This window comes from Escherichia sp. KS167_9B, from assembly GCF_030295215.1.
In the GTDB taxonomy this organism is placed as follows: domain Bacteria; phylum Pseudomonadota; class Gammaproteobacteria; order Enterobacterales; family Enterobacteriaceae; genus Escherichia; species Escherichia coli_F.
In genome coordinates this window covers 742,831-767,012 of record NZ_AP025754.1, presented here as the reverse complement: position 1 = coordinate 767,012, position 24,182 = coordinate 742,831, and the positions used below count along the sequence as shown (strand labels likewise).

General features: G+C 49.8%; 25 protein-coding genes. 18 read left to right on the top strand and 7 right to left on the bottom strand.

The annotated features are described in order from the left end of the window. Positions 1–18: 18 nt before the first annotated feature. Both djlC and QUE34_RS03575 read right to left on the bottom strand, forming a co-directional pair. Entirely contained in the window at positions 19–1,470 is a 1,452-nt protein-coding gene (gene djlC, locus QUE34_RS03580) for a co-chaperone DjlC (RefSeq protein WP_103253828.1), read from the bottom strand. Next, on the bottom strand, positions 1,467–2,174 hold the full coding sequence (locus QUE34_RS03575) for a DUF1266 domain-containing protein (protein ID WP_032183623.1): 708 nt from the start codon (positions 2,172–2,174) through the stop codon (positions 1,467–1,469). Before QUE34_RS03575 ends, djlC begins: the two co-directional genes overlap by 4 nt. 100 nt (positions 2,175–2,274) lie before the next feature. On the opposite strand from QUE34_RS03575, the gene QUE34_RS03570 reads away from it, so the two are divergent. After that, a complete protein-coding gene (locus tag QUE34_RS03570) occupies positions 2,275–2,829 on the top strand; it encodes a tetratricopeptide repeat protein (RefSeq protein WP_105268407.1) in 555 nt (184 codons plus the stop codon). A 9-nt stretch (positions 2,830–2,838) separates the two neighbouring features. Here the strand turns inward: QUE34_RS03570 and QUE34_RS03565 are convergent, their stop codons facing one another. Together QUE34_RS03565 and QUE34_RS03560 are read right to left on the bottom strand one after the other, a co-directional pair. Further along, positions 2,839–4,266 carry a J domain-containing protein gene (locus QUE34_RS03565; protein ID WP_103253830.1) on the bottom strand — a complete coding sequence of 476 codons (1,428 nt, stop codon included), beginning with the start codon at positions 4,264–4,266 and terminating at the stop codon, positions 2,839–2,841. Continuing rightward, entirely contained in the window at positions 4,263–4,970 is a 708-nt protein-coding gene (locus tag QUE34_RS03560; RefSeq protein ID WP_103253831.1) for a DUF1266 domain-containing protein, read from the bottom strand. The genes QUE34_RS03565 and QUE34_RS03560 overlap by 4 nt, the downstream gene beginning before the upstream one ends. A gap of 163 nt (positions 4,971–5,133) precedes the next feature. Between QUE34_RS03560 and ybeQ the strand changes: the two genes are divergently transcribed. Further along, entirely contained in the window at positions 5,134–6,111 is a 978-nt protein-coding gene (ybeQ, locus tag QUE34_RS03555) for a Sel1 family TPR-like repeat protein YbeQ (protein WP_105268408.1), read from the top strand. Between the two features lie 69 nt (positions 6,112–6,180). Here ybeQ and QUE34_RS03550 read toward each other — a convergent pair whose 3' ends face one another. Beyond that, positions 6,181–6,663: a zinc ribbon-containing protein gene (locus tag QUE34_RS03550; RefSeq protein ID WP_001044880.1), complete on the bottom strand. Its 483-nt coding sequence runs from the start codon at positions 6,661–6,663 to the stop codon at positions 6,181–6,183. 235 nt (positions 6,664–6,898) lie between these two features. Between QUE34_RS03550 and leuS the strand changes: the two genes are divergently transcribed. The 15 genes from leuS (at position 6,899) to lipA (ending at position 22,433) form a co-directional block, all read left to right on the top strand. After that, positions 6,899–9,481 carry a leucine--tRNA ligase gene (gene leuS / locus QUE34_RS03545; RefSeq protein WP_001157890.1) on the top strand — a complete coding sequence of 861 codons (2,583 nt, stop codon included), beginning with the start codon at positions 6,899–6,901 and terminating at the stop codon, positions 9,479–9,481. Positions 9,482–9,495: 14 nt separating this feature from the next. Continuing rightward, a complete protein-coding gene (lptE, locus tag QUE34_RS03540) occupies positions 9,496–10,077 on the top strand; it encodes an LPS assembly lipoprotein LptE (protein ID WP_001269673.1) in 582 nt (193 codons plus the stop codon). Then, positions 10,077–11,108, top strand: a complete 1,032-nt coding sequence (gene holA / locus QUE34_RS03535; RefSeq protein WP_032302670.1) for a DNA polymerase III subunit delta — start codon at positions 10,077–10,079, stop codon at positions 11,106–11,108. The genes lptE and holA overlap by 1 nt, the downstream gene beginning before the upstream one ends. A gap of 1 nt (position 11,109) precedes the next feature. Beyond that, on the top strand, positions 11,110–11,751 hold the full coding sequence (nadD, locus tag QUE34_RS03530; protein ID WP_032183614.1) for a nicotinate-nucleotide adenylyltransferase: 642 nt from the start codon (positions 11,110–11,112) through the stop codon (positions 11,749–11,751). A 23-nt stretch (positions 11,752–11,774) separates the two neighbouring features. After that, a complete protein-coding gene (locus tag QUE34_RS03525; RefSeq protein WP_105268409.1) occupies positions 11,775–12,386 on the top strand; it encodes an adenosylcobalamin/alpha-ribazole phosphatase in 612 nt (203 codons plus the stop codon). A gap of 259 nt (positions 12,387–12,645) precedes the next feature. Beyond that, positions 12,646–12,963, top strand: a complete 318-nt coding sequence (gene rsfS / locus QUE34_RS03520) for a ribosome silencing factor (RefSeq protein WP_001161664.1) — start codon at positions 12,646–12,648, stop codon at positions 12,961–12,963. 3 nt (positions 12,964–12,966) lie between these two features. Then, positions 12,967–13,434: a 23S rRNA (pseudouridine(1915)-N(3))-methyltransferase RlmH gene (rlmH, locus tag QUE34_RS03515; RefSeq protein ID WP_000776104.1), complete on the top strand. Its 468-nt coding sequence runs from the start codon at positions 12,967–12,969 to the stop codon at positions 13,432–13,434. A 30-nt stretch (positions 13,435–13,464) separates the two neighbouring features. Then, positions 13,465–15,366, top strand: a complete 1,902-nt coding sequence (gene mrdA / locus QUE34_RS03510) for a peptidoglycan DD-transpeptidase MrdA (protein WP_000776191.1) — start codon at positions 13,465–13,467, stop codon at positions 15,364–15,366. Between the two features lie 2 nt (positions 15,367–15,368). Then, on the top strand, positions 15,369–16,481 hold the full coding sequence (mrdB, locus tag QUE34_RS03505; protein WP_000131719.1) for a peptidoglycan glycosyltransferase MrdB: 1,113 nt from the start codon (positions 15,369–15,371) through the stop codon (positions 16,479–16,481). A gap of 10 nt (positions 16,482–16,491) precedes the next feature. Then, a complete protein-coding gene (gene rlpA, locus QUE34_RS03500; protein ID WP_096310577.1) occupies positions 16,492–17,580 on the top strand; it encodes an endolytic peptidoglycan transglycosylase RlpA in 1,089 nt (362 codons plus the stop codon). Positions 17,581–17,719: 139 nt separating this feature from the next. After that, a complete protein-coding gene (gene dacA, locus QUE34_RS03495; protein WP_001092082.1) occupies positions 17,720–18,931 on the top strand; it encodes a D-alanyl-D-alanine carboxypeptidase DacA in 1,212 nt (403 codons plus the stop codon). 109 nt (positions 18,932–19,040) lie between these two features. Next, positions 19,041–19,304: a DUF493 family protein YbeD gene (gene ybeD, locus QUE34_RS03490; RefSeq protein ID WP_286338925.1), complete on the top strand. Its 264-nt coding sequence runs from the start codon at positions 19,041–19,043 to the stop codon at positions 19,302–19,304. Between the two features lie 100 nt (positions 19,305–19,404). Further along, complete coding sequence (lipB, locus tag QUE34_RS03485; RefSeq protein WP_000284041.1) at positions 19,405–20,046, top strand: lipoyl(octanoyl) transferase LipB; 642 nt, start codon at positions 19,405–19,407, stop codon at positions 20,044–20,046. Positions 20,047–20,305: 259 nt separating this feature from the next. Then, entirely contained in the window at positions 20,306–21,259 is a 954-nt protein-coding gene (locus tag QUE34_RS03480; RefSeq protein ID WP_000378039.1) for a YbeF family transcriptional regulator, read from the top strand. Between the two features lie 208 nt (positions 21,260–21,467). Further along, positions 21,468–22,433 (top strand): lipoyl synthase, encoded by a 966-nt coding sequence (gene lipA / locus QUE34_RS03475; protein ID WP_000042632.1) that lies wholly within the window; start codon positions 21,468–21,470, stop codon positions 22,431–22,433. Between the two features lie 100 nt (positions 22,434–22,533). Here lipA and tatE read toward each other — a convergent pair whose 3' ends face one another. Both tatE and QUE34_RS03465 read right to left on the bottom strand, forming a co-directional pair. Beyond that, complete coding sequence (gene tatE, locus QUE34_RS03470; protein ID WP_000503931.1) at positions 22,534–22,737, bottom strand: twin-arginine translocase subunit TatE; 204 nt, start codon at positions 22,735–22,737, stop codon at positions 22,534–22,536. 128 nt (positions 22,738–22,865) lie between these two features. Next, a complete protein-coding gene (locus QUE34_RS03465) occupies positions 22,866–23,654 on the bottom strand; it encodes a deaminated glutathione amidase (RefSeq protein WP_001305561.1) in 789 nt (262 codons plus the stop codon). Between the two features lie 95 nt (positions 23,655–23,749). On the opposite strand from QUE34_RS03465, the gene crcB reads away from it, so the two are divergent. Next, positions 23,750–24,133 carry a fluoride efflux transporter CrcB gene (crcB, locus tag QUE34_RS03460; RefSeq protein ID WP_000939738.1) on the top strand — a complete coding sequence of 128 codons (384 nt, stop codon included), beginning with the start codon at positions 23,750–23,752 and terminating at the stop codon, positions 24,131–24,133. Positions 24,134–24,182: the final 49 nt, after the last annotated feature.

The window sequence follows — 24,182 nt, the reverse complement described above, 5'->3', positions numbered from 1 at the left end:
GGCGCAAAAAACACATCCTCAGCTAAACAACATCGCGATTTTTCCGAGAGCATAACCTATCACCAGCACCGTTAAGCTGATTTTGATAATGCTGGTAATGCTCTGTGGTTTTTCATCCTCATCATTTTTTTCTTCGTGGTTTTCAGGTGTTGGCTCATCGACATCTTCATCCTCCGGCTCGAGTTTCACTTTCGTCAACAGCATCCGCGTGATAATGGCCTCTAATGGATGAGCATCTCCACCTTCCAGCCTTGTATTAAGACGGGCCAGCATCTCTTGTTTCGGGAACGCTTCCAGCACAACCTGTTCCGCTACCCGATACAAATCCAGTAACGGTGAATCTTGTTCTGTCTCGCTACCGACTCTCGATTTCCACCATGCCCATGCTTTGCGCTTGAAGAATAACGACTCAATAAACGATTGACCTAACGGCGATAATTTTCCGCTATGTAAAATTTCCGCCCATAACAGCCTCGTCCGGGCGCTCTCACCAGGAACATATTTCAGCGGCTTACCTTGCGCATCAACCATGCTTCGCGCTTCGATAACCATCACTAACAGCGCGAAGTAATCCGGGCAATGTTGCGCACTCCACTGCAGTAATAAATTATCGGCTTGTGTAGATGGATAACTTTCCCAGTAACCACAGAGATCGGCAAGCATGCTTTCACCCTCGCCGCAGTATAACCGTTGCGCACACTGGTAATATCGGGCATCTTCACTTTCTGGTTCTTCCGTTTGCCACTGTTGCGCTACAGAAATGAGTTCCGCCATACCTGTTTGCACCGAGCTATACCAGCGCAACAATTTGCGATGCAACTTCGCATCATCGGGAATGAACCACGGACCTTCCATCGCCAAAAACGCAGTGACATAGTCAGGGTGATAACGGCAGCAGCGTTCCAATGCGAAGTAATACTCAACAGTCTGGTTCTGCAACGCGACGGGATATTCCAGAAGGCTTAGAAAATCGAAACAATCCCCGGCCTGAATGGCCTCAAGAAAAGCCTCCCGTTCTTCCTCGTCCATGCCTTCACTTTCATTAAATGAATGCCAGTTCAAACGCTCTGCCAGCAAAGAAGCACAATTTAATGAAAGATATCGCGCTTCTGTAGCGATTGCACACAGCGGCCAGCGTAATTGATCGACATCCTCCATGTTCCAGGTATTTAATTGCTGAATAAATTTCTGCCAGGCGGAGGGCTGAAAACGATCGCTTTCCGAAGCCAGTAAGGTTCTGAACGCTTTCAGTGCTTCGTGCTCTTCTGCAAGATTTTTCTCGTCATCAGCATTTTTTTCGTCCGGATTGACAGCCAGTCGCAGCGCCTCTTCATAGGCTTGGCGTAATGCTTTAAACCCCTGCGGATCGGTTTCGGGATGACACAACGGTAAGCGAGCAAGATAAGCCTGGCGGATACTGTCTATTTGCGTCGTGCTTTCAATTTCGAGGATTTGCCAACATGTTTTCATAGGTCGCTCACATCCTTAAGCGTTACCGGGCATTCAGGCTGGACAATTAATGGCTGCCAGGGAAGCGTGGCATAGAAACGATCGCTTCCCGCTGCCAACTCCTCGAACATCCGACTCCCGGCGTTATCGTATTTGTACAGGGTTAGCGCCTCGCGTAGCGAAGCGTTGTCTTCACACTGGGAAGATTGCCAGTAGAGACGTCCTAATGAATAGGCGGCAAAATAGTGAATCCAGCTGTGATAATAATGGTGAGCTCGTACATAAACGCGCGATTGCAGCCATAAACTCTCTTCTTCCGTCAGCCAATTGTTGAGCACACCGACCCGCGATAAAAACCCCATCCGCACATAATCCCAGGCTTTGATTCCCCCTTCCCCACAACACATAGCGGTTTGGGCAACGAATTGGGTATAAATCAACCCTCTCTCCGAGCCGCCAGCAATTAATGTTTTCCACTCTTCAGGGGAAGAGCGATGCCATGTCAGATATAAGCCAGCTAAATCATTGGCATGACCATCATCGGTCATCTGATAAATAGTCTGAATTAAATCATCACGATTATTTATTCCCCAGGATGATGAGAGATCGAATTCTTTTATCCCAGTATACATTTTTGGCGAGTCATGCGCTGGCTTGCAACCCTGATTAAGTATTTCCATGGGTGCAGAAAGCGCAAAAAGAAGATATTGTTCTTCCTTATTCATTTGTTAATAATCCCTTAAGTGCATTAACTGACTACTTTTTTATTATCGATGAGTATAAACTTGACGTTTTCAAAATAAAAGAAAATAGAAGTATTCATGCATGAATAAAAAATTAATATATATATTCGCAATATTTATAGTTGCGGCAATTACCTGTATTAGCCAACCCAACAAAACGACCCTGCGCGATAAAGCTATGGCGAATTATGTCTTTGATTATTTAAGCTCACCGGGCAGTCTTCCGTTTACCACGGCAGCAACAGAGCTTTCCGCCATTCATGGTCACTCAACGTCGCAATATAGACTTGGCGAATTTTATCTTCATGGTAGCGATGGTAAGCCTCTGGATTATACAAAGGCGAGATACTGGTATGAGCAATCAGCGGAACAGGAAAATCCACGCGCGCAAAGTCAACTGGGATGGATCTACCTGAAAGGTTTGGGAGTCAATCCCGATACCCGTAAAGCAATTCTCTGGTATAAGGAAGCAGCTGAACAAGGGCATGTTCATGCACAATACACGTTGGGTTTGATCTACAGAAACGGCACGGGCATTAGCACCAACAATTATGAAGCTCGCAAATGGTTAGAACTGGCGGCAGAGCAACATTATAAAAATGCGGAAAGATTACTTGCAGAGCTTCCCGCACATTAACGTCGACTTTCACCCGAACAGATGAAGTATTTTCCCTATCAAACCGGCAAAGATAAAAATATAGAAAATAATTTTAATGATGCCCAGACAGCCCGGCCCACCATCGTCAACGGGCATTGGCTGCGGTTGCGGCTCCGGCTTGACGGTTTGTTGCCCGGCAAAATTCGCCGACTGAATTAATAATCGTCGAATTATTAATGCGTCCAGAGGACAACGATCTTCTGCATCAAGGCGGGCGACGATCGGCATCAATGATTCTTCTGTCGGTTGGCTGGTCTTCACTAATTGTTTAGCAACTAAATATAATGGCCATAAGGGATGTTCTGTATCACGCGTGAGTGAGATTCGCGGCTTACGCCCTTTGTGCAAAACCATCTCAACCAGAGAACGCCCCAGCGCAGAGAGTTTCTCATCGCTGAGTATTTCGTATAATTGAAAGCGCGTACGCGCACTGTCGCCAGGAACATAAAGTAACGGTTTCCCCTGATCGTTAACCAGTTCACGTGCTTCAATCATCATCACGACTAACGGGTAATAATCGACCCGATGCTGACGGCACCATTGCAACATTAATACATCTGCCTGGGTCGAGGGAGACTCGCGCCAGAAGTCACAAAGTTCTGCCAGCAAGCTTTCGCCTTCTCCACAATAGACGCGTTGCGCGTATTCATAATAACGCGCATCTTCATTATCAGGTTCAGTTTCCCGCCATGACCGGGCGTAGTCCAGGAGTTCGGGTATTCCCAGGCGGACTGCGCTATACCAGCACAGTAAATTTCTGTGCAGTTTTACATCATCGGGGATAATTACCGCACGATGTTGCGATAAATATAATGTCAGCCATTCTGGATGCGATGACCAAATCCGCGCGAACATTTGGTAAAAATCAATGGTTTCATTTTGCACGGCAACAGGCAGATGCAGAATGGTCTGGAAGTTAAAAACATTCCCCTTCGCAATGGCATATAAAAAGGATTCCAGTTCTTCTTCGTCTATTTCCCCGGTGTTTTCCTCCTGTCGCCACCGCAATCTTTCTGCTAATAAAGCCACGCACTCGAAGGATAAATGGGCAGTGTTCATGGCTATTGTGCACAGTGACCAGCGTAATTCATCAATATCTTCCATCGAGCAATAATTTAATTGCTGAATGAATCGCTGCCAGGCAGAGGGCAGAAAACGTTCGCTATCAGAGGCGAGTAACGCACGAAAGGCGAACAGTATTTCATGTTCTGCAACTTCATGTTCTTCTGGTTGCCAAACAGATTTAGCAGGCGACTGCGCAATCCGTAGCGCGTCCTCATACGCCTGACGAAGTTGTTTAAAACCCTGCGGATCGGTTTCTGGATGAAAGGACGGTAACAGCGCCAGATAAGCGCGGCGGATAATATCGACTTCAGTCGTTTCCTCTATTTCGAGAATCTTCCAGCAATTTTTCATAGGTCGCTCATATCCTTAAGCGTTTCCGGGCATGCAGAATAGTAAGCCAATGGTTGCCAGGACAAGGTAGGGTAATACGCATCATCACTGGCAAATAATTGATAAAACATATCATTGCCGGAATCGTCGTATTCTTTACGCGCTAAAAATTCACGTAATAACTGAAGATTATCATCTTCGGGAGACTGCCAATATTGCCGACCAAAGGTATAACCGGCAAAGTATTGCTGCCAGTTACTATAATAACGTAGCGCCCGTAGATGAATGCGCGACTGGATCCATAGACTTTCTTCTTCGCTCAACCAGTTATTAAGTACGCCCATTCGGCTTAAAAAACCCATCCGGACATAATCCCAGGCTTTGATTCCCCCTTCGCCACAGCATTCGGCGGTGCTGGCGACAAATTGCGCATAAGCCTGACCTTGCTCATTTAGTTCAGCAAGATAATCACGCCATTCACATGGAGAATAACGAAACCAGCGGTGATAAAGCCCTGCCAACCGAGCGGCATGACCGTTATCGATCATTCGGTGAATTGTACGCAGCAGGTCATCACGGTCATCAATTCCCCATGAGGAAGAAAGGTCAAAAAAGCATGTACCTAAATACATTTTGGGGGATGAATGCGAAGGTAAACAGCATTCATTGCGTATTTCCATCGGAGTGGAAAGTGCAAACAATATTTTTTGCGACTCCATGTCCATATAATTTATCCTTAAACATTCATTTAATGAATGCAAACTACATTGCGAGACTCAGTTATTTATACTTTTCTGACGCAACATAATACGCATAAAATAAGGCTTACGCAAAAATGGAATACATAAAAATATAATATGTTTTATCTACAACCATAAGGAAATGATAATGATTTTTACGTCAAGTTGCTGCGATAATTTATCAATAGATGAGATTATCGAACGTGCTGAAAAAGGCGATTGCGAGGCTCAATATATTGTTGGGTTTTATTATAATCGCGATAGCGCAATTGACTCTCCGGACGACGAAAAGGCCTTTTACTGGCTGAAGCTGGCCGCTGAGCAAGGTCATTGTGAAGCACAATATTCCTTAGGGCAAAAGTATACCGAGGATAAAAGCCGTCATAAAGATAATGGGCAAGCCATCTTTTGGCTGAAAAAAGCTGCCCTACAAGGCCATACTTTCGCTTCCAACGCCCTTGGCTGGATACTGGATCGTGGAGAAGACCCCAACTATAAAGAAGCGGTTGCCTGGTATCAGATAGCCGCGGAGAGCGGAATGTCTTATGCGCAAAATAATCTTGGGTGGATGTACAGAAATGGCAACGGAGTCACACAAGATTATGCGCTGGCATTTTTCTGGTACAAACAAGCTGCATTGCAAGGCCATAGTTACGCACAAGACAATCTGGCCGATCTTTATGAAGACGGTAAAGGTGTTGCCCAAAACAAAGCTCTTGCCGCATTCTGGTATTTGAAAAGCGCACAGCAAGGTAATCGGCACGCTCAATTTCAAATTGCGTGGGATTATAACGCTGGCGAAGGGGTTGACCAGGACTATAAGCAAGCAATGTACTGGTATCTGAAGGCTGCCGCTCAGGAAAGCGTCGGCGCTTACGTTAACATCGGCTATATGTATAAACACGGTCAAGGCGTTGAGAAGGATTATCAGGCCGCCTTTGAATGGTTTACGAAAGCCGCTGAATGCGATAATGCCACTGCCTGGTATAACCTTGCCATTATGTATCATTACGGAGAAGGAAGACCTGTCGATCTCCGACAGGCTCTCGATCTGTATCGTAAAGTTCAGTCATCCGGTACCAGGGATGTCAGTCAAAAAATCCGTGAGATTGAAGATTTACTGTAGAGATAAAAACAAGGGCCGGGGAATTTTATTCGGCCCATATTCTCTTTATTGCTGTTTGAAATCGGACCATTAAGGCTCGAACGGGCGTCTCTGGAACTGATCATGACCACATTTCGGGCATAGCGTCAGCACTTCCGGTGTGTAGATTGGGAGATGGAAGTGACATTTCTCGCAGACCAGATTCCCCAGACCTACGACTTCCCCGCTGTGATAAACCCCGTGATGATTGAGGTCCTGGAAAACTTCGCGCCATTCAAGCTGCGTTTTATCGGTGATGTCTGCCAGTTCCTGCCACAAGCTTTCTTTAATCACCCGCATAAAGACGCTGTCAGACTCTTCTTTCAGGCTCTCTTCATAGCTCATGGCGAACTCTTCCAGGTCACGTCTGACAGCTCGCGTCAGCTCATCGACCTCGGTTCGCGTTAACTCCCCTGTTTTTATTACGCGCTCGCGCGCCTGTTCCACCAGTGCGTCGATATCACGTTCGCCATTACGCAGGCGTTCGCTCAGTGACGCGACCAGTTCACGGTAATATTGAGCAACCTTGTTCATCGTTTCATCTCCCGGGTCGTTAACTGACTATAATAATAGACGTTCTTTGTTCCTTGCTTTGCTATTACGCCCACAAACTCTGTAAATTAATGTATGAATAATCCGGGCATCATTTCAACGTCGAGTGCGCGAAAGGCTGTTTTGACGCGGACGTTTGGGCTATGCTATGCGGATCTGAAAAACCACCTCTAACGCTACTTTTGTAGCCGTATTGAAAACAGGACCACTGGCTGCCATGCAAGAGCAATACCGCCCGGAAGAGATAGAATCCAAAGTACAGCTTCATTGGGATGAGAAGCGCACATTTGAAGTAACAGAAGACGAGAGCAAAGAGAAGTATTACTGCCTGTCTATGCTTCCCTATCCTTCTGGTCGACTACACATGGGCCACGTACGTAACTACACCATCGGTGACGTGATCGCCCGTTACCAGCGCATGCTGGGCAAAAACGTTCTGCAGCCGATCGGCTGGGACGCGTTTGGTCTGCCTGCGGAAGGCGCAGCGGTGAAAAATAACACCGCGCCAGCACCGTGGACGTACGACAACATCGCGTACATGAAAAACCAGCTCAAAATGCTGGGCTTTGGTTATGACTGGAGCCGCGAGCTGGCAACCTGTACACCGGAATACTACCGTTGGGAACAGAAATTCTTCACCGAGCTGTATAAAAAAGGCCTGGTATATAAGAAGACTTCTGCGGTCAACTGGTGCCCGAACGACCAGACCGTACTGGCGAACGAACAGGTTATCGACGGCTGCTGCTGGCGCTGCGATACCAAAGTTGAGCGTAAAGAGATCCCGCAGTGGTTTATCAAAATCACCGCTTACGCTGACGAGCTGCTCAACGATCTGGATAAACTGGATCACTGGCCAGACACCGTTAAAACCATGCAGCGTAACTGGATCGGTCGTTCCGAAGGAGTGGAAATCACCTTCAACGTTAACGACTATGACAACACGCTGACCGTTTACACTACCCGCCCGGACACCTTTATGGGTTGTACCTACCTGGCGGTAGCGGCAGGTCATCCGCTGGCACAGAAAGCGGCGGAAAATAATCCTGAACTGGCCGCCTTTATTGACGAATGCCGTAACACCAAAGTTGCCGAAGCTGAAATGGCGACGATGGAGAAAAAAGGCGTCGATACTGGCTTTAAAGCGGTTCACCCATTAACGGGCGAAGAAATTCCGGTTTGGGCAGCAAACTTCGTATTGATGGAATATGGCACCGGCGCAGTCATGGCGGTTCCGGGTCACGATCAGCGCGACTACGAGTTTGCCTCTAAATACGGCCTGAATATCAAGCCGGTTATCCTGGCAGCTGACGGCTCTGAGCCAGATCTTTCTCAGCAAGCCCTGACCGAAAAAGGCGTGCTGTTCAACTCTGGCGAGTTCAACGGCCTTGATCATGAAGCAGCCTTCAACGCCATCGCCGATAAACTGACTGCGATGGGTGTTGGCGAGCGTAAAGTGAACTACCGCCTGCGCGACTGGGGTGTTTCCCGTCAACGTTACTGGGGCGCGCCGATTCCGATGGTGACGCTGGAAGACGGTACTGTAATGCCGACCCCGGACGACCAACTGCCGGTGATCCTGCCGGAAGATGTGGTGATGGACGGCATTACCAGCCCAATCAAAGCTGATCCTGAGTGGGCGAAAACCACCGTTAACGGTATGCCTGCGCTGCGTGAAACCGATACTTTCGACACCTTTATGGAGTCCTCCTGGTACTATGCGCGCTACACTTGCCCTGAGTACAAAGAAGGTATGCTGGATTCCGAAGCGGCCAACTACTGGCTGCCGGTGGATATCTACATTGGTGGTATCGAACACGCCATTATGCACCTGCTCTACTTCCGCTTCTTCCATAAACTGATGCGTGATGCAGGCATGGTGAACTCTGACGAACCAGCAAAACAGTTGCTGTGTCAGGGTATGGTGCTGGCGGATGCCTTCTACTATGTTGGCGAAAACGGCGAGCGTAACTGGGTTTCCCCAGTTGATGCTATCGTTGAACGTGACGAGAAAGGCCGTATCGTGAAAGCGAAAGATGCGGCAGGCCATGAACTGGTTTATACCGGCATGAGCAAAATGTCTAAGTCGAAGAACAACGGTATCGACCCACAGGTGATGGTTGAACGTTACGGCGCGGACACCGTTCGTCTGTTTATGATGTTTGCTTCTCCGGCGGATATGACTCTCGAATGGCAGGAGTCTGGCGTGGAAGGGGCTAACCGCTTCCTGAAACGTGTCTGGAAACTGGTTTACGAGCACACTGCAAAAGGTGATGTTGCAGCACTGAATGTCGACGCGTTGACTGAAGATCAGAAAGCACTGCGTCGCGATGTTCATAAAACTATCGCTAAAGTGACCGATGATATCGGCCGTCGTCAGACCTTCAACACCGCGATTGCGGCAATTATGGAGCTGATGAACAAACTGGCGAAAGCACCGACCGATGGCGAGCAGGATCGCGCCCTGATGCAGGAAGCGCTGCTGGCGGTAGTCCGTATGCTTAACCCGTTCACCCCGCACATCTGCTTCACGCTGTGGCAGGAACTGAAAGGCGAAGGCGATATCGACAACGCGCCGTGGCCGGTTGCTGACGAAAAAGCGATGGTGGAAGACTCCACCCTGGTGGTGGTGCAGGTTAACGGTAAAGTCCGTGCCAAAATCACTGTTCCGGTGGACGCAACGGAAGAACAGGTTCGCGAACGTGCTGGTCAGGAACATCTGGTAGCAAAATATCTTGATGGCGTTACCGTGCGTAAAGTGATTTACGTACCGGGTAAACTCCTCAATCTGGTCGTTGGCTAAGCGCGGGAGGAAGCGTGCGATATCTGGCAACATTGTTGTTATCTCTGGCGGTGTTAATCACCGCCGGGTGTGGCTGGCATCTGCGTGATACTACGCAGGTTCCTTCCACTATGAAGGTCATGATCCTGGACTCTGGCGACCCGAACGGGCCGTTAAGTCGTGCGGTACGTAACCAGTTACGTCTGAACGGTGTCGAGTTGCTTGATAAAGAAACCACGCGTAAGGACGTTCCATCCCTGCGTTTGGGTAAAGTGAGCATCGCGAAAGATACCGCATCGGTATTCCGTAACGGTCAAACAGCAGAGTATCAGATGATCATGACGGTCAATGCGACCGTGTTGATCCCCGGCCGTGACATCTACCCGATTAGCGCCAAAGTCTTCCGTTCGTTCTTCGATAACCCGCAAATGGCGTTAGCGAAAGATAACGAACAAGACATGATCGTAAAAGAGATGTACGACCGTGCTGCCGAACAGCTGATTCGTAAGCTGCCAAGCATCCGTGCTGCGGATATTCGTTCCGACGAAGAACAGACGTCGACCACAACGGATACTCCGGCAACGCCTGCACGCGTCTCTACCACGCTGGGTAACTGATGATTCGGTTGTACCCGGAACAACTTCGCGCGCAGCTCAATGAAGGGCTGCGCGCGGCGTATCTTTTACTTGGTAACGATCCTCTGTTATTGCAGGAAAGCCAGGACGCTATTCGTCAGGTCGCTGCGGCACAAGGATTCGAAGAACACCACACTTTTTCCATTGATCCCAACACTGACTGGAATGCGGTCTTTTCGTTATGCCAGGCCATGAGTCTGTTTGCCAGTCGACAAACGCTATTGCTGTTGTTACCAGAAAACGGACCGAATGCGGCGATCAATGAACAACTTCTCACACTCACTGGACTTCTGCATGACGACCTGCTGTTGATCGTCCGCGGTAATAAATTAAGCAAAGCGCAAGAAAATGCTGCCTGGTTTACTGCTCTTGCGAATCGCAGCGTGCAGGTGACCTGTCAGACGCCGGAGCAGGCTCAGCTTCCCCGCTGGGTTGCTGCGCGTGCAAAACAGCTCAACTTAGAACTGGATGACGCCGCAAATCAGGTGCTCTGCTACTGTTATGAAGGTAACCTGCTGGCACTGGCCCAGGCACTGGAGCGTTTATCGCTGCTCTGGCCGGACGGCAAACTGACATTACCGCGCGTTGAACAGGCGGTGAATGATGCCGCGCATTTCACCCCTTTTCATTGGGTTGATGCTTTGTTGATGGGAAAAAGTAAGCGCGCATTGCATATTCTTCAGCAACTGCGTCTGGAAGGCAGCGAGCCGGTTATTTTGTTGCGCACATTACAACGAGAACTGTTGTTACTGGTTAACCTGAAACGCCAGTCTGCCCATACGCCACTGCGTGCGTTGTTTGATAAACATCGCGTTTGGCAGAACCGCCGGGGCATGATGGGCGAGGCGCTAAACCGCTTAAGCCAGTCGCAGTTACGTCAGGCCGTGCAACTCCTGACACGAACGGAACTCACCCTCAAACAAGATTACGGTCAGTCAGTATGGGCAGAGCTGGAAGGGTTATCTCTTCTGTTGTGCCATAAACCGCTGGCGGACGTATTTATCGACGGTTGATATGAAATCTTTACAGGCTCTGTTTGGTGGCACCTTTGATCCGGTGCACTATGGTCATCTTAAGCCCGTGGAAACGCTGGCGAACTTGATTGGTCTGACGCGAGTCACCATCATCCCTAATAATGTTCCTCCGCATCGTCCCCAGCCGGAAGCAACCAGTGTGCAGCGTAAACACATGCTTGAACTGGCGATTGCCGACAAGCCACTGTTTACCCTTGATGAACGCGAGCTAAAGCGCAATGCTCCCTCTTACACTGCACAAACACTGAAAGAATGGCGGCAGGAACAAGGGCCAGATGTGCCGCTGGCATTTATTATTGGCCAGGATTCACTGCTCACCTTTCCAACCTGGTACGAATACGAAACGATACTCGACAATGCACATTTGATCGTCTGTCGGCGTCCCGGTTACCCACTAGAAATGGCGCAACCGCAATACCAGCAATGGCTGGAAGATCATTTGACACATAACCCGGAAGATCTTCACCTTCAGCCTGCCGGTAAAATTTATCTGGCTGAAACGCCGTGGTTTAACATCTCGGCGACCATCATCCGTGAACGTTTGCAAAACGGTGAATCGTGTGAGGATTTATTGCCGGAACCGGTACTGACTTACATTAACCAACAAGGCTTGTATCGCTGATACCTGTCGTTACGGAGGGCATGATGCGACTGTGGTTAATTCGTCATGGCGAAACGCAAGCGAATATCGATGGTCTGTACAGCGGTCATGCTCCCACCCCCCTGACTGCGCGCGGAATTGAGCAAGCGCAAAATCTGCATACGCTGCTACATGGTGTTTCCTTTGACCTGGTTTTATGCAGTGAACTGGAACGGGCACAGCATACCGCGCGACGGGTTCTCAGTGATCGCCAGCTCCCCGTGCAAATCATCCCTGAACTCAACGAAATGTTTTTTGGCGACTGGGAGATGCGACATCATCGCGACCTCATGCAAGAAGATGCCGAAAACTATAGCGCGTGGTGCAATGACTGGCAGCATGCTGTCCCCACGAACGGTGAAGGATTTCAGGCATTTTCACAACGTGTGGAACGGTTTATCGCAAGGCTTAGTGAATATCAGCACTATCAGAATATTTTAGTCGTCAGCCATCAGGGTGTGCTGAGTCTGTTAATCGCCCGTTTAATGGGTATGCCTGCCGAGGCTATGTGGCATTTTCGCGTTGACCAGGGGTGTTGGAGCGCCATTGATATCAACCAAAAATTCGCGACGCTACGCGTCCTCAATAGCCGTGCCATCGGGGTCGAGAATACATGACTTTTCTGTTTTTTTACGGGTAAGCCGCAACGACCATTGACAGCCCCGGGCAGGCTGATATTCTCCGCAGCCAGACTTTTTTCGCCAGACACGACTTTGTAGAAATTGTTTTACAAAAATGGCGATGCAATCTGCGGCGCGGGGTGGGATGATAGCCCACTTTCGAAAGCCGATTCGGCGACAATTGTCCCGAAATCGCCTCTGGTTCAGGTATACTGACAGACCATTTTTATCTATTTGATTCACCCAGGGGGAAAACTTGCAGGGTAAAGCACTCCAGGATTTTGTTATCGACAAAATTGATGACCTCAAAGGTCAGGACATCATCGCCTTAGACGTTCAGGGCAAATCCAGCATCACCGACTGCATGATCATCTGTACGGGTACGTCCAGCCGTCATGTTATGTCCATTGCTGACCACGTTGTGCAGGAGTCTCGCGCAGCGGGCCTGTTACCGCTCGGCGTAGAAGGTGAAAACAGTGCCGACTGGATTGTCGTGGATTTGGGCGATGTGATTGTCCATGTCATGCAGGAAGAGAGCCGTCGCCTGTATGAACTGGAAAAACTCTGGAGTTAATGCGTGAAGCTGCAACTTGTCGCCGTGGGAACGAAAATGCCGGACTGGGTACAAACCGGTTTTACCGAGTACCTGCGTCGTTTTCCGAAAGATATGCCCTTCGAGCTGATTGAAATTCCGGCCGGAAAACGCGGCAAGAATGCGGACATCAAGCGCATACTCGACAAAGAGGGTGAGCAGATGCTGGCAGCCGCAGGCAAAAACCGCATTGTCACCCTCGATATTCCAGGCAAGCCCTGGGATACGCCGCAGTTAGCCGCTGAACTGGAACGCTGGAAGCTGGATGGTCGCGACGTCAGTCTGCTGATTGGCGGGCCTGAAGGGTTGTCGCCTGCCTGCAAAGCGGCGGCGGAACAAAGCTGGTCGCTGTCGGCGCTTACCCTTCCCCATCCGCTGGTTCGCGTGCTGGTCGCAGAGAGTCTGTACCGGGCGTGGAGCATCACCACCAACCATCCTTATCACCGTGAGTGATAAGGGAGCTTTGAGTAGAAAACGCAGCGGATGAAACTACAGAACTCTTTTCGCGACTATACGGCAGAGTCCGCGCTGTTTGTGCGCCGGGCGCTGGTCGCCTTTTTGGGGATTTTGCTGCTGACCGGCGTGCTTATCGCCAACCTGTATAATCTGCAAATTGTTCGCTTTACCGATTACCAGACCCGATCTAATGAAAACCGCATTAAGCTGGTGCCTATCGCGCCCAGCCGCGGCATTATCTACGACCGTAACGGTATCCCTCTGGCACTTAACCGCACTATCTACCAGATAGAGATGATGCCGGAGAAAGTCGATAACGTGCAGCAAACGCTGGACGCTTTGCGCAGTGTGGTTGATCTGACCGATGACGATATTGCTGCATTCCGAAAAGAGCGCGCACGTTCACACCGTTTCACCTCCATTCCGGTGAAAACTAACCTGACTGAAGTACAAGTGGCACGCTTTGCCGTCAATCAGTACCGTTTTCCGGGTGTCGAAGTTAAAGGCTATAAGCGTCGTTACTATCCTTACGGTTCGGCGTTGACCCACGTCATCGGCTATGTGTCGAAAATCAACGATAAAGACGTCGAACGCCTGAATAATGACGGCAAACTGGCCAACTATGCGGCAACGCATGATATCGGTAAGCTGGGCATTGAGCGTTACTATGAAGACGTGCTGCACGGTCAGACCGGTTATGAAGAGGTTGAAGTTAACAACCGTGGGCGTGTTATCCGCCAGTTAAAAGAAGTGCCACCGCAAGCCGGACACGATATTTACCTGACGCTGGATCTCAAACTCCAGCAATATATTGAAACGCTGCTGGCGGGTAGCCGCGCAGCGGTGGTAGTCACCGATCCGCGTACAGGTGGGGTGCTGGCGCTGGTTTCCACGCCTAGTTATGACCCAAACCTGTTTGTTGACGGTATCTCCAGCAAAGATTATTCCGCCTTGCTGAACGACCCAAATACACCGCTGGTGAACCGCGCCACACAGGGGGTTTATCCTCCCGCGTCTACAGTTAAACCCTATGTGGCGGTTTCGGCATTGAGCGCCGGAGTGATCACGCGCAATACGACGCTGTTTGACCCAGGCTGGTGGCAACTGCCAGGTTCAGAAAAACGTTATCGTGACTGGAAAAAATGGGGCCACGGGCGTCTGAATGTCACAAGATCGCTGGAAGAATCTGCGGATACCTTCTTCTATCAGGTGGCCTACGATATGGGAATCGATCGCCTCTCCGAATGGATGGGTAAATTCGGTTATGGTCATTACACCGGTATCGACCTGGCGGAAGAACGTTCCGGCAACATGCCTACCCGCGAATGGAAACAGAAACGCTTTAAAAAACCGTGGTATCAGGGTGACACCATTCCGGTTGGTATCGGTCAGGGTTACTGGACAGCGACCCCAATCCAGATGAGTAAGGCACTGATGATCCTGATTAATGACGGTATCGTGAAAGTTCCACATTTGCTGATGAGCACCGCTGAAGACGGCAAACAGGTGCCATGGGTACAACCGCATGAACCGCCCGTCGGCGATATTCATTCCGGTTACTGGGAGCTGGCAAAAGACGGTATGTACGGTGTTGCTAACCGCCCTAACGGTACGGCGCATAAATACTTTGCCAGCGCACCGTACAAAATTGCAGCAAAATCCGGTACGGCTCAGGTCTTCGGCCTGAAAGCGAACGAAACCTATAATGCGCACAAAATTGCCGAGCGTTTACGTGACCACAAACTGATGACCGCCTTTGCGCCATACAACAATCCGCAAGTCGCTGTCGCCATGATTCTGGAGAACGGCGGTGCGGGTCCGGCGGTTGGTACGCTGATGCGCCAGATCCTCGACCACATTATGCTGGGTGATAACAACACCGATCTGCCTGCGGAAAATCCAGCGGTTGCCGCAGCGGAGGACCATTAATCATGACGGATAATCCGAATAAAAAAACATTCTGGGATAAAGTCCATCTCGATCCCACAATGCTGCTGATCTTACTGGCATTGCTGGTTTACAGCGCCCTGGTTATCTGGAGCGCCAGCGGTCAGGATATTGGCATGATGGAGCGTAAAATCGGCCAAATCGCGATGGGTCTGGTCATCATGGTGGTGATGGCGCAAATTCCTCCACGCGTTTATGAAGGCTGGGCCCCCTATCTCTATATCATCTGTATTATTTTGCTGGTAGCAGTAGATGCTTTTGGTGCCATCTCTAAAGGCGCTCAACGCTGGCTGGACCTCGGTATCGTTCGTTTTCAGCCGTCGGAAATTGCCAAAATAGCCGTACCACTGATGGTAGCACGCTTTATCAACCGCGACGTTTGCCCGCCATCGTTGAAGAACACCGGCATCGCGCTGGTGCTGATATTTATGCCCACGCTGCTGGTGGCTGCACAGCCTGACCTGGGAACATCAATCCTCGTTGCGCTTTCTGGTCTGTTTGTACTGTTCCTCTCTGGCCTTAGCTGGCGTCTGATTGGCGTCGCAGTAGTGCTGGTAGCGGCGTTCATTCCGATTCTGTGGTTCTTCCTGATGCATGATTACCAGCGCCAGCGCGTAATGATGCTCCTGGACCCGGAATCAGACCCACTCGGCGCGGGCTATCACATTATTCAGTCTAAAATTGCTATTGGCTCCGGCGGATTACGCGGCAAAGGCTGGCTGCATGGCACTCAGTCACAGCTTGAATTTCTCCCCGAACGCCATACCGACTTTATCTTCGCGGTACTGGCGGAAGAGCTGGGATTAGTGGGCATTTTGATTCTGCTCGCTCTCTACATTCTGCTGATCATGCGCGGGCTGTGGATAGCCGCCAGAGCGCAAACCACCTTTGGTCGCGTCATGGCTGGCGGCTTAATGCTGATATTATTCGTTTATGTCTTCGTAAATATTGGTATGGTAAGCGGTATTCTGCCGGTTGTAGGGGTTCCGCTCCCACTGGTCAGTTATGGAGGATCGGCGCTAATTGTGCTGATGGCTGGGTTCGGGATTGTAATGTCAATCCACACCCACAGGAAAATGTTGTCGAAAAGCGTGTAAGAGGTGCGCAATGCGTAAGCAGTGGCTCGGGATCTGCATCGCGGCAGGAATGCTCGCGGCATGTACAAGCGATGATGGTCAGCAACAGACGGTAAGTGTACCGCAGCCTGCGGTATGTAACGGCCCCATAGTTGAAATTAGCGGGGCGGACCCGCGTTTCGAACCACTGAACGCGACGGCAAATCAGGATTACCAGCGCGACGGTAAAAGCTACAAAATCGTGCAGGATCCGTCTCGATTTAGCCAGGCGGGACTGGCGGCAATCTATGATGCCGAACCCGGCAGTAACCTGACGGCCTCTGGCGAAGCATTCGATCCGACACAGCTGACAGCGGCCCATCCAACGCTTCCGATCCCCAGCTACGCCAGAATCACTAACCTGGCTAACGGGCGAATGATCGTGGTGCGCATTAATGATCGCGGTCCTTACGGCAACGACCGCGTTATTTCGCTTTCTCGCGCGGCAGCTGACCGTCTTAACACGTCAAACAACACCAAAGTTCGTATCGATCCGATTATTGTCGCCCAGGATGGTTCGCTTTCTGGTCCTGGTATGGCCTGTACCACAGTTGCCAAACAGACTTACGCCCTGCCTGCACCTCCCGATTTAAGCGGTGGCGCGGGAACAAGTTCAGTGTCTGGCCCGCAGGGTGACATTCTTCCGGTCAGTAATTCGACGCTAAAAAGCGAAGATCCGACCGGCGCGCCGGTAACCAGCAGCGGTTTCCTCGGTGCACCAACGACGTTAGCGCCTGGTGTGCTGGAAGGCAGCGAACCAACACCTGCGCCACAGCCCGTTGTTACAGCTCCCTCGACAACGCCTGCAACCTCGCCTGCAATGGTGACACCGCAAGCCGCCTCGCAAAGCACTAGCGGCAACTTTATGGTGCAAGTTGGGGCCGTAAGCGATCAGGCGCGTGCGCAACAGTACCAACAGCAACTGGGACAGAAGTTCGGCGTCCCCGGTCGCGTAACTCAAAATGGCGCGGTCTGGCGGATCCAGCTTGGCCCATTCGCCAGCAAAGCCGAAGCCAGTACCTTGCAGCAACGTTTGCAAACCGAAGCCCAATTACAGTCATTTATTACCACCGCGCAGTAGCGTAAAGCAGGCATCTGATGTGTCAATTTCTGTAAATGACGTTAACAAAGTCACGCGGAAAGTCAGATGCCTGCCGGTAGTGCATTTGCTATAGTAGGGCACTTTTTTTAATTCCATCACGGATGTCGTAGTTCAGACCATGAATACCATTTTTTCCGCTCGTATCATGAAGCGCCTGGCGCTCACCACGGCTCTTTGCACAGCCTTTATCTCTGCTGCACATGCTGATGACCTGAATATCAAAACTATGATCCCGGGTGTACCGCAGATCGATGCGGAGTCCTACATCCTGATTGACTATAACTCGGGCAAAGTGCTCGCCGAACAGAACGCAGATGTCCGCCGCGATCCTGCCAGCCTGACCAAAATGATGACCAGTTACGTTATCGGCCAGGCAATGAAAGCCGGTAAATTTAAAGAAACTGATTTAGTCACCATCGGCAACGACGCATGGGCCACCGGTAACCCGGTATTTAAAGGTTCTTCGCTGATGTTCCTCAAACCGGGCATGCAGGTTCCGGTTTCTCAGCTGATCCGCGGTATTAACCTGCAATCGGGTAACGATGCTTGCGTCGCCATGGCCGATTTTGCCGCTGGTAGCCAGGACGCTTTTGTTGGCTTGATGAACAGCTACGTTAACGCACTGGGCCTGAAAAACACTCACTTCCAGACCGTGCACGGTCTCGACGCTGACGGTCAGTACAGCTCCGCGCGAGATATGGCGCTGATCGGCCAGGCGTTGATCCGTGACGTACCGAATGAATACTCGATCTATAAAGAAAAAGAATTTACGTTTAACGGTATTCGCCAGCTGAACCGTAACGGCCTGTTATGGGATAACAGCCTGAATGTCGACGGCATCAAAACCGGACACACTGACAAAGCAGGTTACAACCTTGTTGCTTCTGCGACTGAAGGCCAGATGCGCTTGATCTCTGCGGTGATGGGCGGACGTACTTTTAAAGGCCGTGAAGCCGAAAGTAAAAAACTGCTAACCTGGGGCTTCCGTTTCTTCGAAACCGTTAACCCACTGAAAGTAGGTAAAGAGTTCGCCTCTGAACCGGTTTGGTTTGGTGATTCTGATCGCGCTTCGTTAGGTGTTGATAAAGACGTGTACCTGACCATTCCGCGTGGCCGCATGAAAGATCTGAAAGCCAGCTATGTGCTGAACAGCAGTGAATTGCATGCGCCGCTGCAAAAGAATCAGGTCGTCGGTACTATCAACTTCCAGCTTGATGGCAAAACGATTGAACAACGCCCGCTGGTTGTGCTGCAAGAAATCCCGGAAGGCAACTTCTTCGGCAAAATCATTGATTACATTAAGTTAATGTTCCATCACTGGTTTGGTTAAAAATCGAACACTTGAAAGTGTGATTTCCGCCCCCATATACTAAGCATCAGTAAAAAACTCCCGCCTTCTGGCGGGAGTTGCTATTTAATTACGTTACGCCGGAGCTGACATGAAAACCAAACTTAACGAACTGCTTGAATTCCCTACTCCTTTTACTTACAAAGTTATGGGGCAGGCGTTACCTGAGCTGGTTGATCAGGTGGTTGAAGTGGTACAGCGCCATGCGCCAGGTGACTACACCCCAATGGTAAAACCAAGCAGCAAAGGCAACTACCACTCGGTATCTATCACTATCAACGCCACTCATATTGAGCAGGTTGAAACACTGTATGAAGAACTGGGCAAAATCGATATTGTCCGCATGGTTCTGTAACTCGCGTATTCTTTACCCGGCCCCTGGTCGGGTAACTCCCCTCTCCTCGCTGTGATATACTTTTCCCCCACTTTTACTCATTCTCCACGGAGATGCCGTTTTGTATCAGGATAAAATTCTTGTCCGCCAGCTCGGTCTTCAGCCTTACGAGCCAATCTCCCAGGCTATGCATGAATTCACCGATACCCGCGATGAAAGTACTCTTGATGAAATCTGGCTGGTCGAGCACTATCCGGTATTCACCCAAGGGCAGGCAGGAAAAGCGGAGCACATTTTAATGCCGGGCGATATTCCGGTGATCCAAAGCGATCGCGGTGGGCAGGTGACTTATCACGGGCCGGGGCAACAGGTGATGTATGTGTTGCTTAACCTGAAACGCCGTAAACTCGGTGTGCGTGAACTGGTGACCTTGCTCGAGCAAACAGTGGTGAATACCCTGGCTGAACTGGGTATAGAAGCACATCCTCGGGCTGACGCGCCTGGTGTCTATGTCGGGGAAAAGAAAATTTGCTCACTTGGCTTACGTATTCGGCGCGGTTGTTCATTCCACGGTCTGGCATTAAACGTCAATATGGATCTTTCGCCATTTTTACGTATTAATCCTTGTGGGTATGCCGGAATGGAAATGGCTAAAATATCACAATGGAAACCCGAAGCGACAACTAATAATATTGCACCGCGTTTGCTAGAAAATATTTTAGTGCTACTAAACAATCCCGACTTCGAATATATTACCGCTTAATTACATACATCAATGGCCCAATTTACACTGGGTCATTACTCATAATACCTGCTAATGCTTTACTTCTCCTTCGCGTTTGTATATTTTCTTTATCACTTGCAGAAATGCGATGCAATGCTTCGCTCCGTAACTCACCCCATTGATTAACTTATTGAAATAGTTGACTATGGTGAGCAAAAGCGTTCCATTCAAATTAGATATAAGATTATTGTAATTTTTTTAAATATTATTTTTCCATGAATAAAATTGGAGTAAGTGCGTGGATAGTAATAATCAAATTGAACCCTGTTTAAGCAGAAAGTCGTCAGAAGGTAAACCACAAATATTTACAACCTTACGAAATATTGATCTTAACCTTCTGACTATTTTTGAAGCTGTGTATGTGCATAAAGGGATCGTTAATGCAGCGAAAGTGCTTAATCTGACACCCTCGGCAATCAGTCAGTCTATTCAGAAACTGCGCGTTATATTCCCTGACCCATTGTTTATTCGCAAAGGCCAGGGCGTCACTCCTACTGCATTTGCAATGCATTTGCATGAGTATATCAGTCAGGGCCTTGAATCCATTCTCGGCGCGCTGGATATCGAAGGAACCTATGATAAGCAACGAACGATAACTATCGCGACCACCCCCTCGGTCGGAGCCCTGGTCCTTCCTGTCATCTATCGGGCGATTAAATCTCACTATCCGCAGCTTTTACTGCGCAACCCCCCCATCAGCGACGCGGAAAACCAACTCAGTCAGTTTCAAACCGATCTCATCATCGATAACATGTTTTGCACCAATCGTACGGTGCAACATCATGTTCTGTTCACCGACAATATGGTGTTAATTTGCCGCGAGGGAAATCCGCTACTCTCTTTAGAAGATGACAGAGAGACTATTGACAACGCTGCGCATATACTCCTGTTACCGGAAGGGCAAAATTTCAGCGGTCTGCGGCAGAGAGTTCAAGAGATGTTTCCGGACCGGCAAATCAGTTTCACCAGCTACAACATTTTGACAATCGCTGCACTGGTTGCCAACAGTGACATGTTAGCGATTATTCCCAGCCGTTTTTATAACCTGTTTAGCCGTTGCTGGCCGCTGGAAAAACTGCCTTTTCCGTCCTTAAATGAGGAGCAAGTAGATTTCTCTATCCACTACAACAAATTCAGCCTGCGTGATCCCATCCTGCACGGGGTAATAGATGTTATCCGTAATGCATTTTGAAAAAGTATTGTTACAGCCAGATCACAGCGAAGAACGAAAAAATGGCACAATCCAACAACAATTTTACATTTTCGCGACCGCTTTGGCTGCTTTCAGGTCCGTTTCAATGATATACTGCCAGTCGTTAATTCAAAAATAGTTGATAATTACAACAATCTATTGAATTGAAACGCTTTCCTTCGTAATTCGCAACTGGAACACGCACGCTATGAGTAAACCCATTGTGATGGAACGCGGTGTTAAATACCGCGATGCCGATAAGATGGCCCTTATCCCGGTTAAAAACGTGGCAACAGAGCGCGAAGCCCTGCTGCGCAAGCCGGAATGGATGAAAATCAAGCTTCCAGCGGACTCTACACGTATCCAGGGCATCAAAGCCGCAATGCGCAAAAATGGCCTGCATTCTGTCTGCGAGGAAGCCTCCTGCCCTAACCTGGCGGAATGCTTCAACCACGGCACAGCAACGTTTATGATCCTCGGCGCTATTTGTACCCGCCGTTGTCCGTTCTGTGACGTTGCCCACGGTCGCCCGGTAGCTCCGGATGCCAATGAACCAGTGAAACTGGCGCAGACCATTGCCGATATGGCGCTGCGTTATGTGGTTATCACCTCCGTTGACCGTGATGACCTGCGCGATGGCGGTGCCCAGCACTTTGCGGATTGCATTACTGCCATTCGGGAAAAAAGCCCGCAAATCAAAATTGAAACTCTGGTGCCGGATTTCCGCGGTCGTATGGATCGTGCTCTGGATATTCTGACCGCCACACCACCAGATGTGTTCAACCATAACCTGGAAAACGTACCGCGTATTTACCGTCAGGTACGGCCTGGTGCAGATTACAACTGGTCGCTGAAGCTGCTGGAACGCTTTAAAGAAGCGCATCCGGAAATCCCGACCAAGTCTGGGCTGATGGTGGGTCTGGGTGAAACCAATGAAGAAATTATTGAGGTAATGCGCGACCTGCGCCGTCATGGTGTGACGATGCTAACGCTGGGGCAATATTTGCAGCCAAGCCGCCATCACCTGCCGGTTCAACGTTACGTTAGCCCGGATGAGTTCGACGAAATGAAAGCCGAAGCGCTGGCGATGGGCTTTACCCATGCTGCATGCGGTCCGTTTGTCCGCTCGTCTTACCACGCCGATTTGCAGGCGAAAGGGATGGAAGTTAAGTAATCCTGTAATAATTACTTACATCTGTCTGATAAAAAACCCGCTTTTTGAAGCGGGTTTTTTGTATCGAACAAGATATTGAGGGAGCGTCCTGCTCGCCACGTCACTCTTTATGAGAGAGCTTTTCAGCCTGAAGATCAACGTCTGCGCCTTTTTTCGCCGCAGCATCGTCATCATTCATCGCCTTCTTGAACCCTTTAATGGCCGCTCCAAGGTCTCCGCCCAGCGTACGTAACTTCTTAGTCCCAAACAGCAGAACGACCAGCGCCGCAACCACCAGCAGTTTGGTAATACTAATCTCACCCATAGATACCTTCTTGACATATAACCGGCAACAGAACGCGCCTTAAAAACCAGAGAATATTAACGGTCATTCGACGCGCGCACACAATAGCAATCTGTAACAAGGTGAATCAAGCGCCGAGTAAAAAAACATCATAATAATTGCGGCGGCGCAAAGCGACGGTTGTTTAAGACGGGCAGTTGCGCGCGCACCTGACGCACACGTTCGGGCGTCACTTCCGCCATAATGAGTGCAGGCATTTCTGACGCTGCCGCAATGGTGACGCCAAAGGGATCTATAATCCGGCTTTGCCCGATATTTTTGTTCCCGCACTCCCCCGCCGCCACCATATAACAGGTGGTATCCAGCGCACGAGCGGCAAGCAACGTTGACCAGTGATGCTCTTTGAGCGGCCCGCGAACCCAGGCGGCAGGAAGTACCAGAATTTCAGCTCCCTGTAATGCCTGTGCCAGCGCCAGCTCTGGAAAGCGTAAGTCATAACAGGTCATCAGACCGACCTTCATCCCTTCCACCTCCAGTAACGGAGCTATTTCATTACCAGCATCAACATGGCGTGATTCCTGAATGGCAAATGCATCATAGAGATGCAGTTTGGCATAACGGGCGACGATGTTTCCTGCCTGTAGCGCCACCAGCATATTCCATGCGCGCCCCGGCGTTGAAGGAACATGAATCGTCAGAATTGTCGTCATCATGTTACGTTTACTTTCTCGCCGTAAACGTCCGAGAAATTCGCCTTCCAGCAGCTGTGCTGATTTAACCGATAGATCTGCATCATGATCATCACGCGCCAACAATGCTTCCGGCAGGACAAACAGCGAAACGTCGTTTTCCGCCGCCTGCGCCATCAACGAGGCACAAATCTCAGCGTTCTTTTCCCACACAGATGTAACAGCAAACTGTCCTGCGGCAACCAGCATTGCCACCTCCTCCTGTCAGAGTCGTAAAATTCGCCAACGGCGATTATTCGGCGTTACACTTATCACTCATACAAATCAAATAGCAGGATTTTGCAGTGTTACAACTTCTTTTAGCAGTTTTTATTGGCGGTGGTACGGGAAGCGTGGCGAGATGGCTGTTAAGTATGCGATTTAACCCGCTGCATCAGGCGATTCCGTTGGGGACGCTGGCTGCAAACCTGATTGGGGCATTCATCATAGGAATGGGATTCGCCTGGTTTAGCAGGATGACGAACATTGATCCAGTGTGGAAAGTATTAATCACCACCGGATTTTGTGGCGGTCTAACAACCTTCTCAACATTTTCGGCAGAAGTGGTGTTTTTGTTACAAGAGGGCCGCTTTGGCTGGGCATTACTGAACGTTTTCGTCAACCTTCTGGGGTCTTTTGCCATGACCGCACTGGCTTTCTGGCTGTTTTCGGCCTCAACCGCACACTAAAGACCAAAAAAAACCCGCTGATTAAGCGGGTTTTGAATTCTTGCTGACG

Excerpts from the sequence above, each read along its gene's own strand:
- djlC (WP_103253828.1), bottom strand. The coding sequence starts at position 1,470 with ATGAAAACATGTTGGCAAATCCTCGAAATTGAAAGCACGACGCAAATA.
- QUE34_RS03575 (WP_032183623.1), bottom strand. The coding sequence starts at position 2,174 with ATGAATAAGGAAGAACAATATCTTCTTTTTGCGCTTTCTGCACCCATG.
- QUE34_RS03570 (WP_105268407.1), top strand. The coding sequence starts at position 2,275 with ATGAATAAAAAATTAATATATATATTCGCAATATTTATAGTTGCGGCA.
- QUE34_RS03565 (WP_103253830.1), bottom strand. The coding sequence starts at position 4,266 with ATGAAAAATTGCTGGAAGATTCTCGAAATAGAGGAAACGACTGAAGTC.
- QUE34_RS03560 (WP_103253831.1), bottom strand. The coding sequence starts at position 4,970 with ATGGACATGGAGTCGCAAAAAATATTGTTTGCACTTTCCACTCCGATG.
- ybeQ (WP_105268408.1), top strand. The coding sequence starts at position 5,134 with ATGATTTTTACGTCAAGTTGCTGCGATAATTTATCAATAGATGAGATT.
- QUE34_RS03550 (WP_001044880.1), bottom strand. The coding sequence starts at position 6,663 with ATGAACAAGGTTGCTCAATATTACCGTGAACTGGTCGCGTCACTGAGC.
- leuS (WP_001157890.1), top strand. The coding sequence starts at position 6,899 with ATGCAAGAGCAATACCGCCCGGAAGAGATAGAATCCAAAGTACAGCTT.
- holA (WP_032302670.1), top strand. The coding sequence starts at position 10,077 with ATGATTCGGTTGTACCCGGAACAACTTCGCGCGCAGCTCAATGAAGGG.
- nadD (WP_032183614.1), top strand. The coding sequence starts at position 11,110 with ATGAAATCTTTACAGGCTCTGTTTGGTGGCACCTTTGATCCGGTGCAC.
- QUE34_RS03525 (WP_105268409.1), top strand. The coding sequence starts at position 11,775 with ATGCGACTGTGGTTAATTCGTCATGGCGAAACGCAAGCGAATATCGAT.
- mrdA (WP_000776191.1), top strand. The coding sequence starts at position 13,465 with ATGAAACTACAGAACTCTTTTCGCGACTATACGGCAGAGTCCGCGCTG.
- mrdB (WP_000131719.1), top strand. The coding sequence starts at position 15,369 with ATGACGGATAATCCGAATAAAAAAACATTCTGGGATAAAGTCCATCTC.
- rlpA (WP_096310577.1), top strand. The coding sequence starts at position 16,492 with ATGCGTAAGCAGTGGCTCGGGATCTGCATCGCGGCAGGAATGCTCGCG.
- dacA (WP_001092082.1), top strand. The coding sequence starts at position 17,720 with ATGAATACCATTTTTTCCGCTCGTATCATGAAGCGCCTGGCGCTCACC.
- ybeD (WP_286338925.1), top strand. The coding sequence starts at position 19,041 with ATGAAAACCAAACTTAACGAACTGCTTGAATTCCCTACTCCTTTTACT.
- lipA (WP_000042632.1), top strand. The coding sequence starts at position 21,468 with ATGAGTAAACCCATTGTGATGGAACGCGGTGTTAAATACCGCGATGCC.
- tatE (WP_000503931.1), bottom strand. The coding sequence starts at position 22,737 with ATGGGTGAGATTAGTATTACCAAACTGCTGGTGGTTGCGGCGCTGGTC.
- QUE34_RS03465 (WP_001305561.1), bottom strand. The coding sequence starts at position 23,654 with ATGCTGGTTGCCGCAGGACAGTTTGCTGTTACATCTGTGTGGGAAAAG.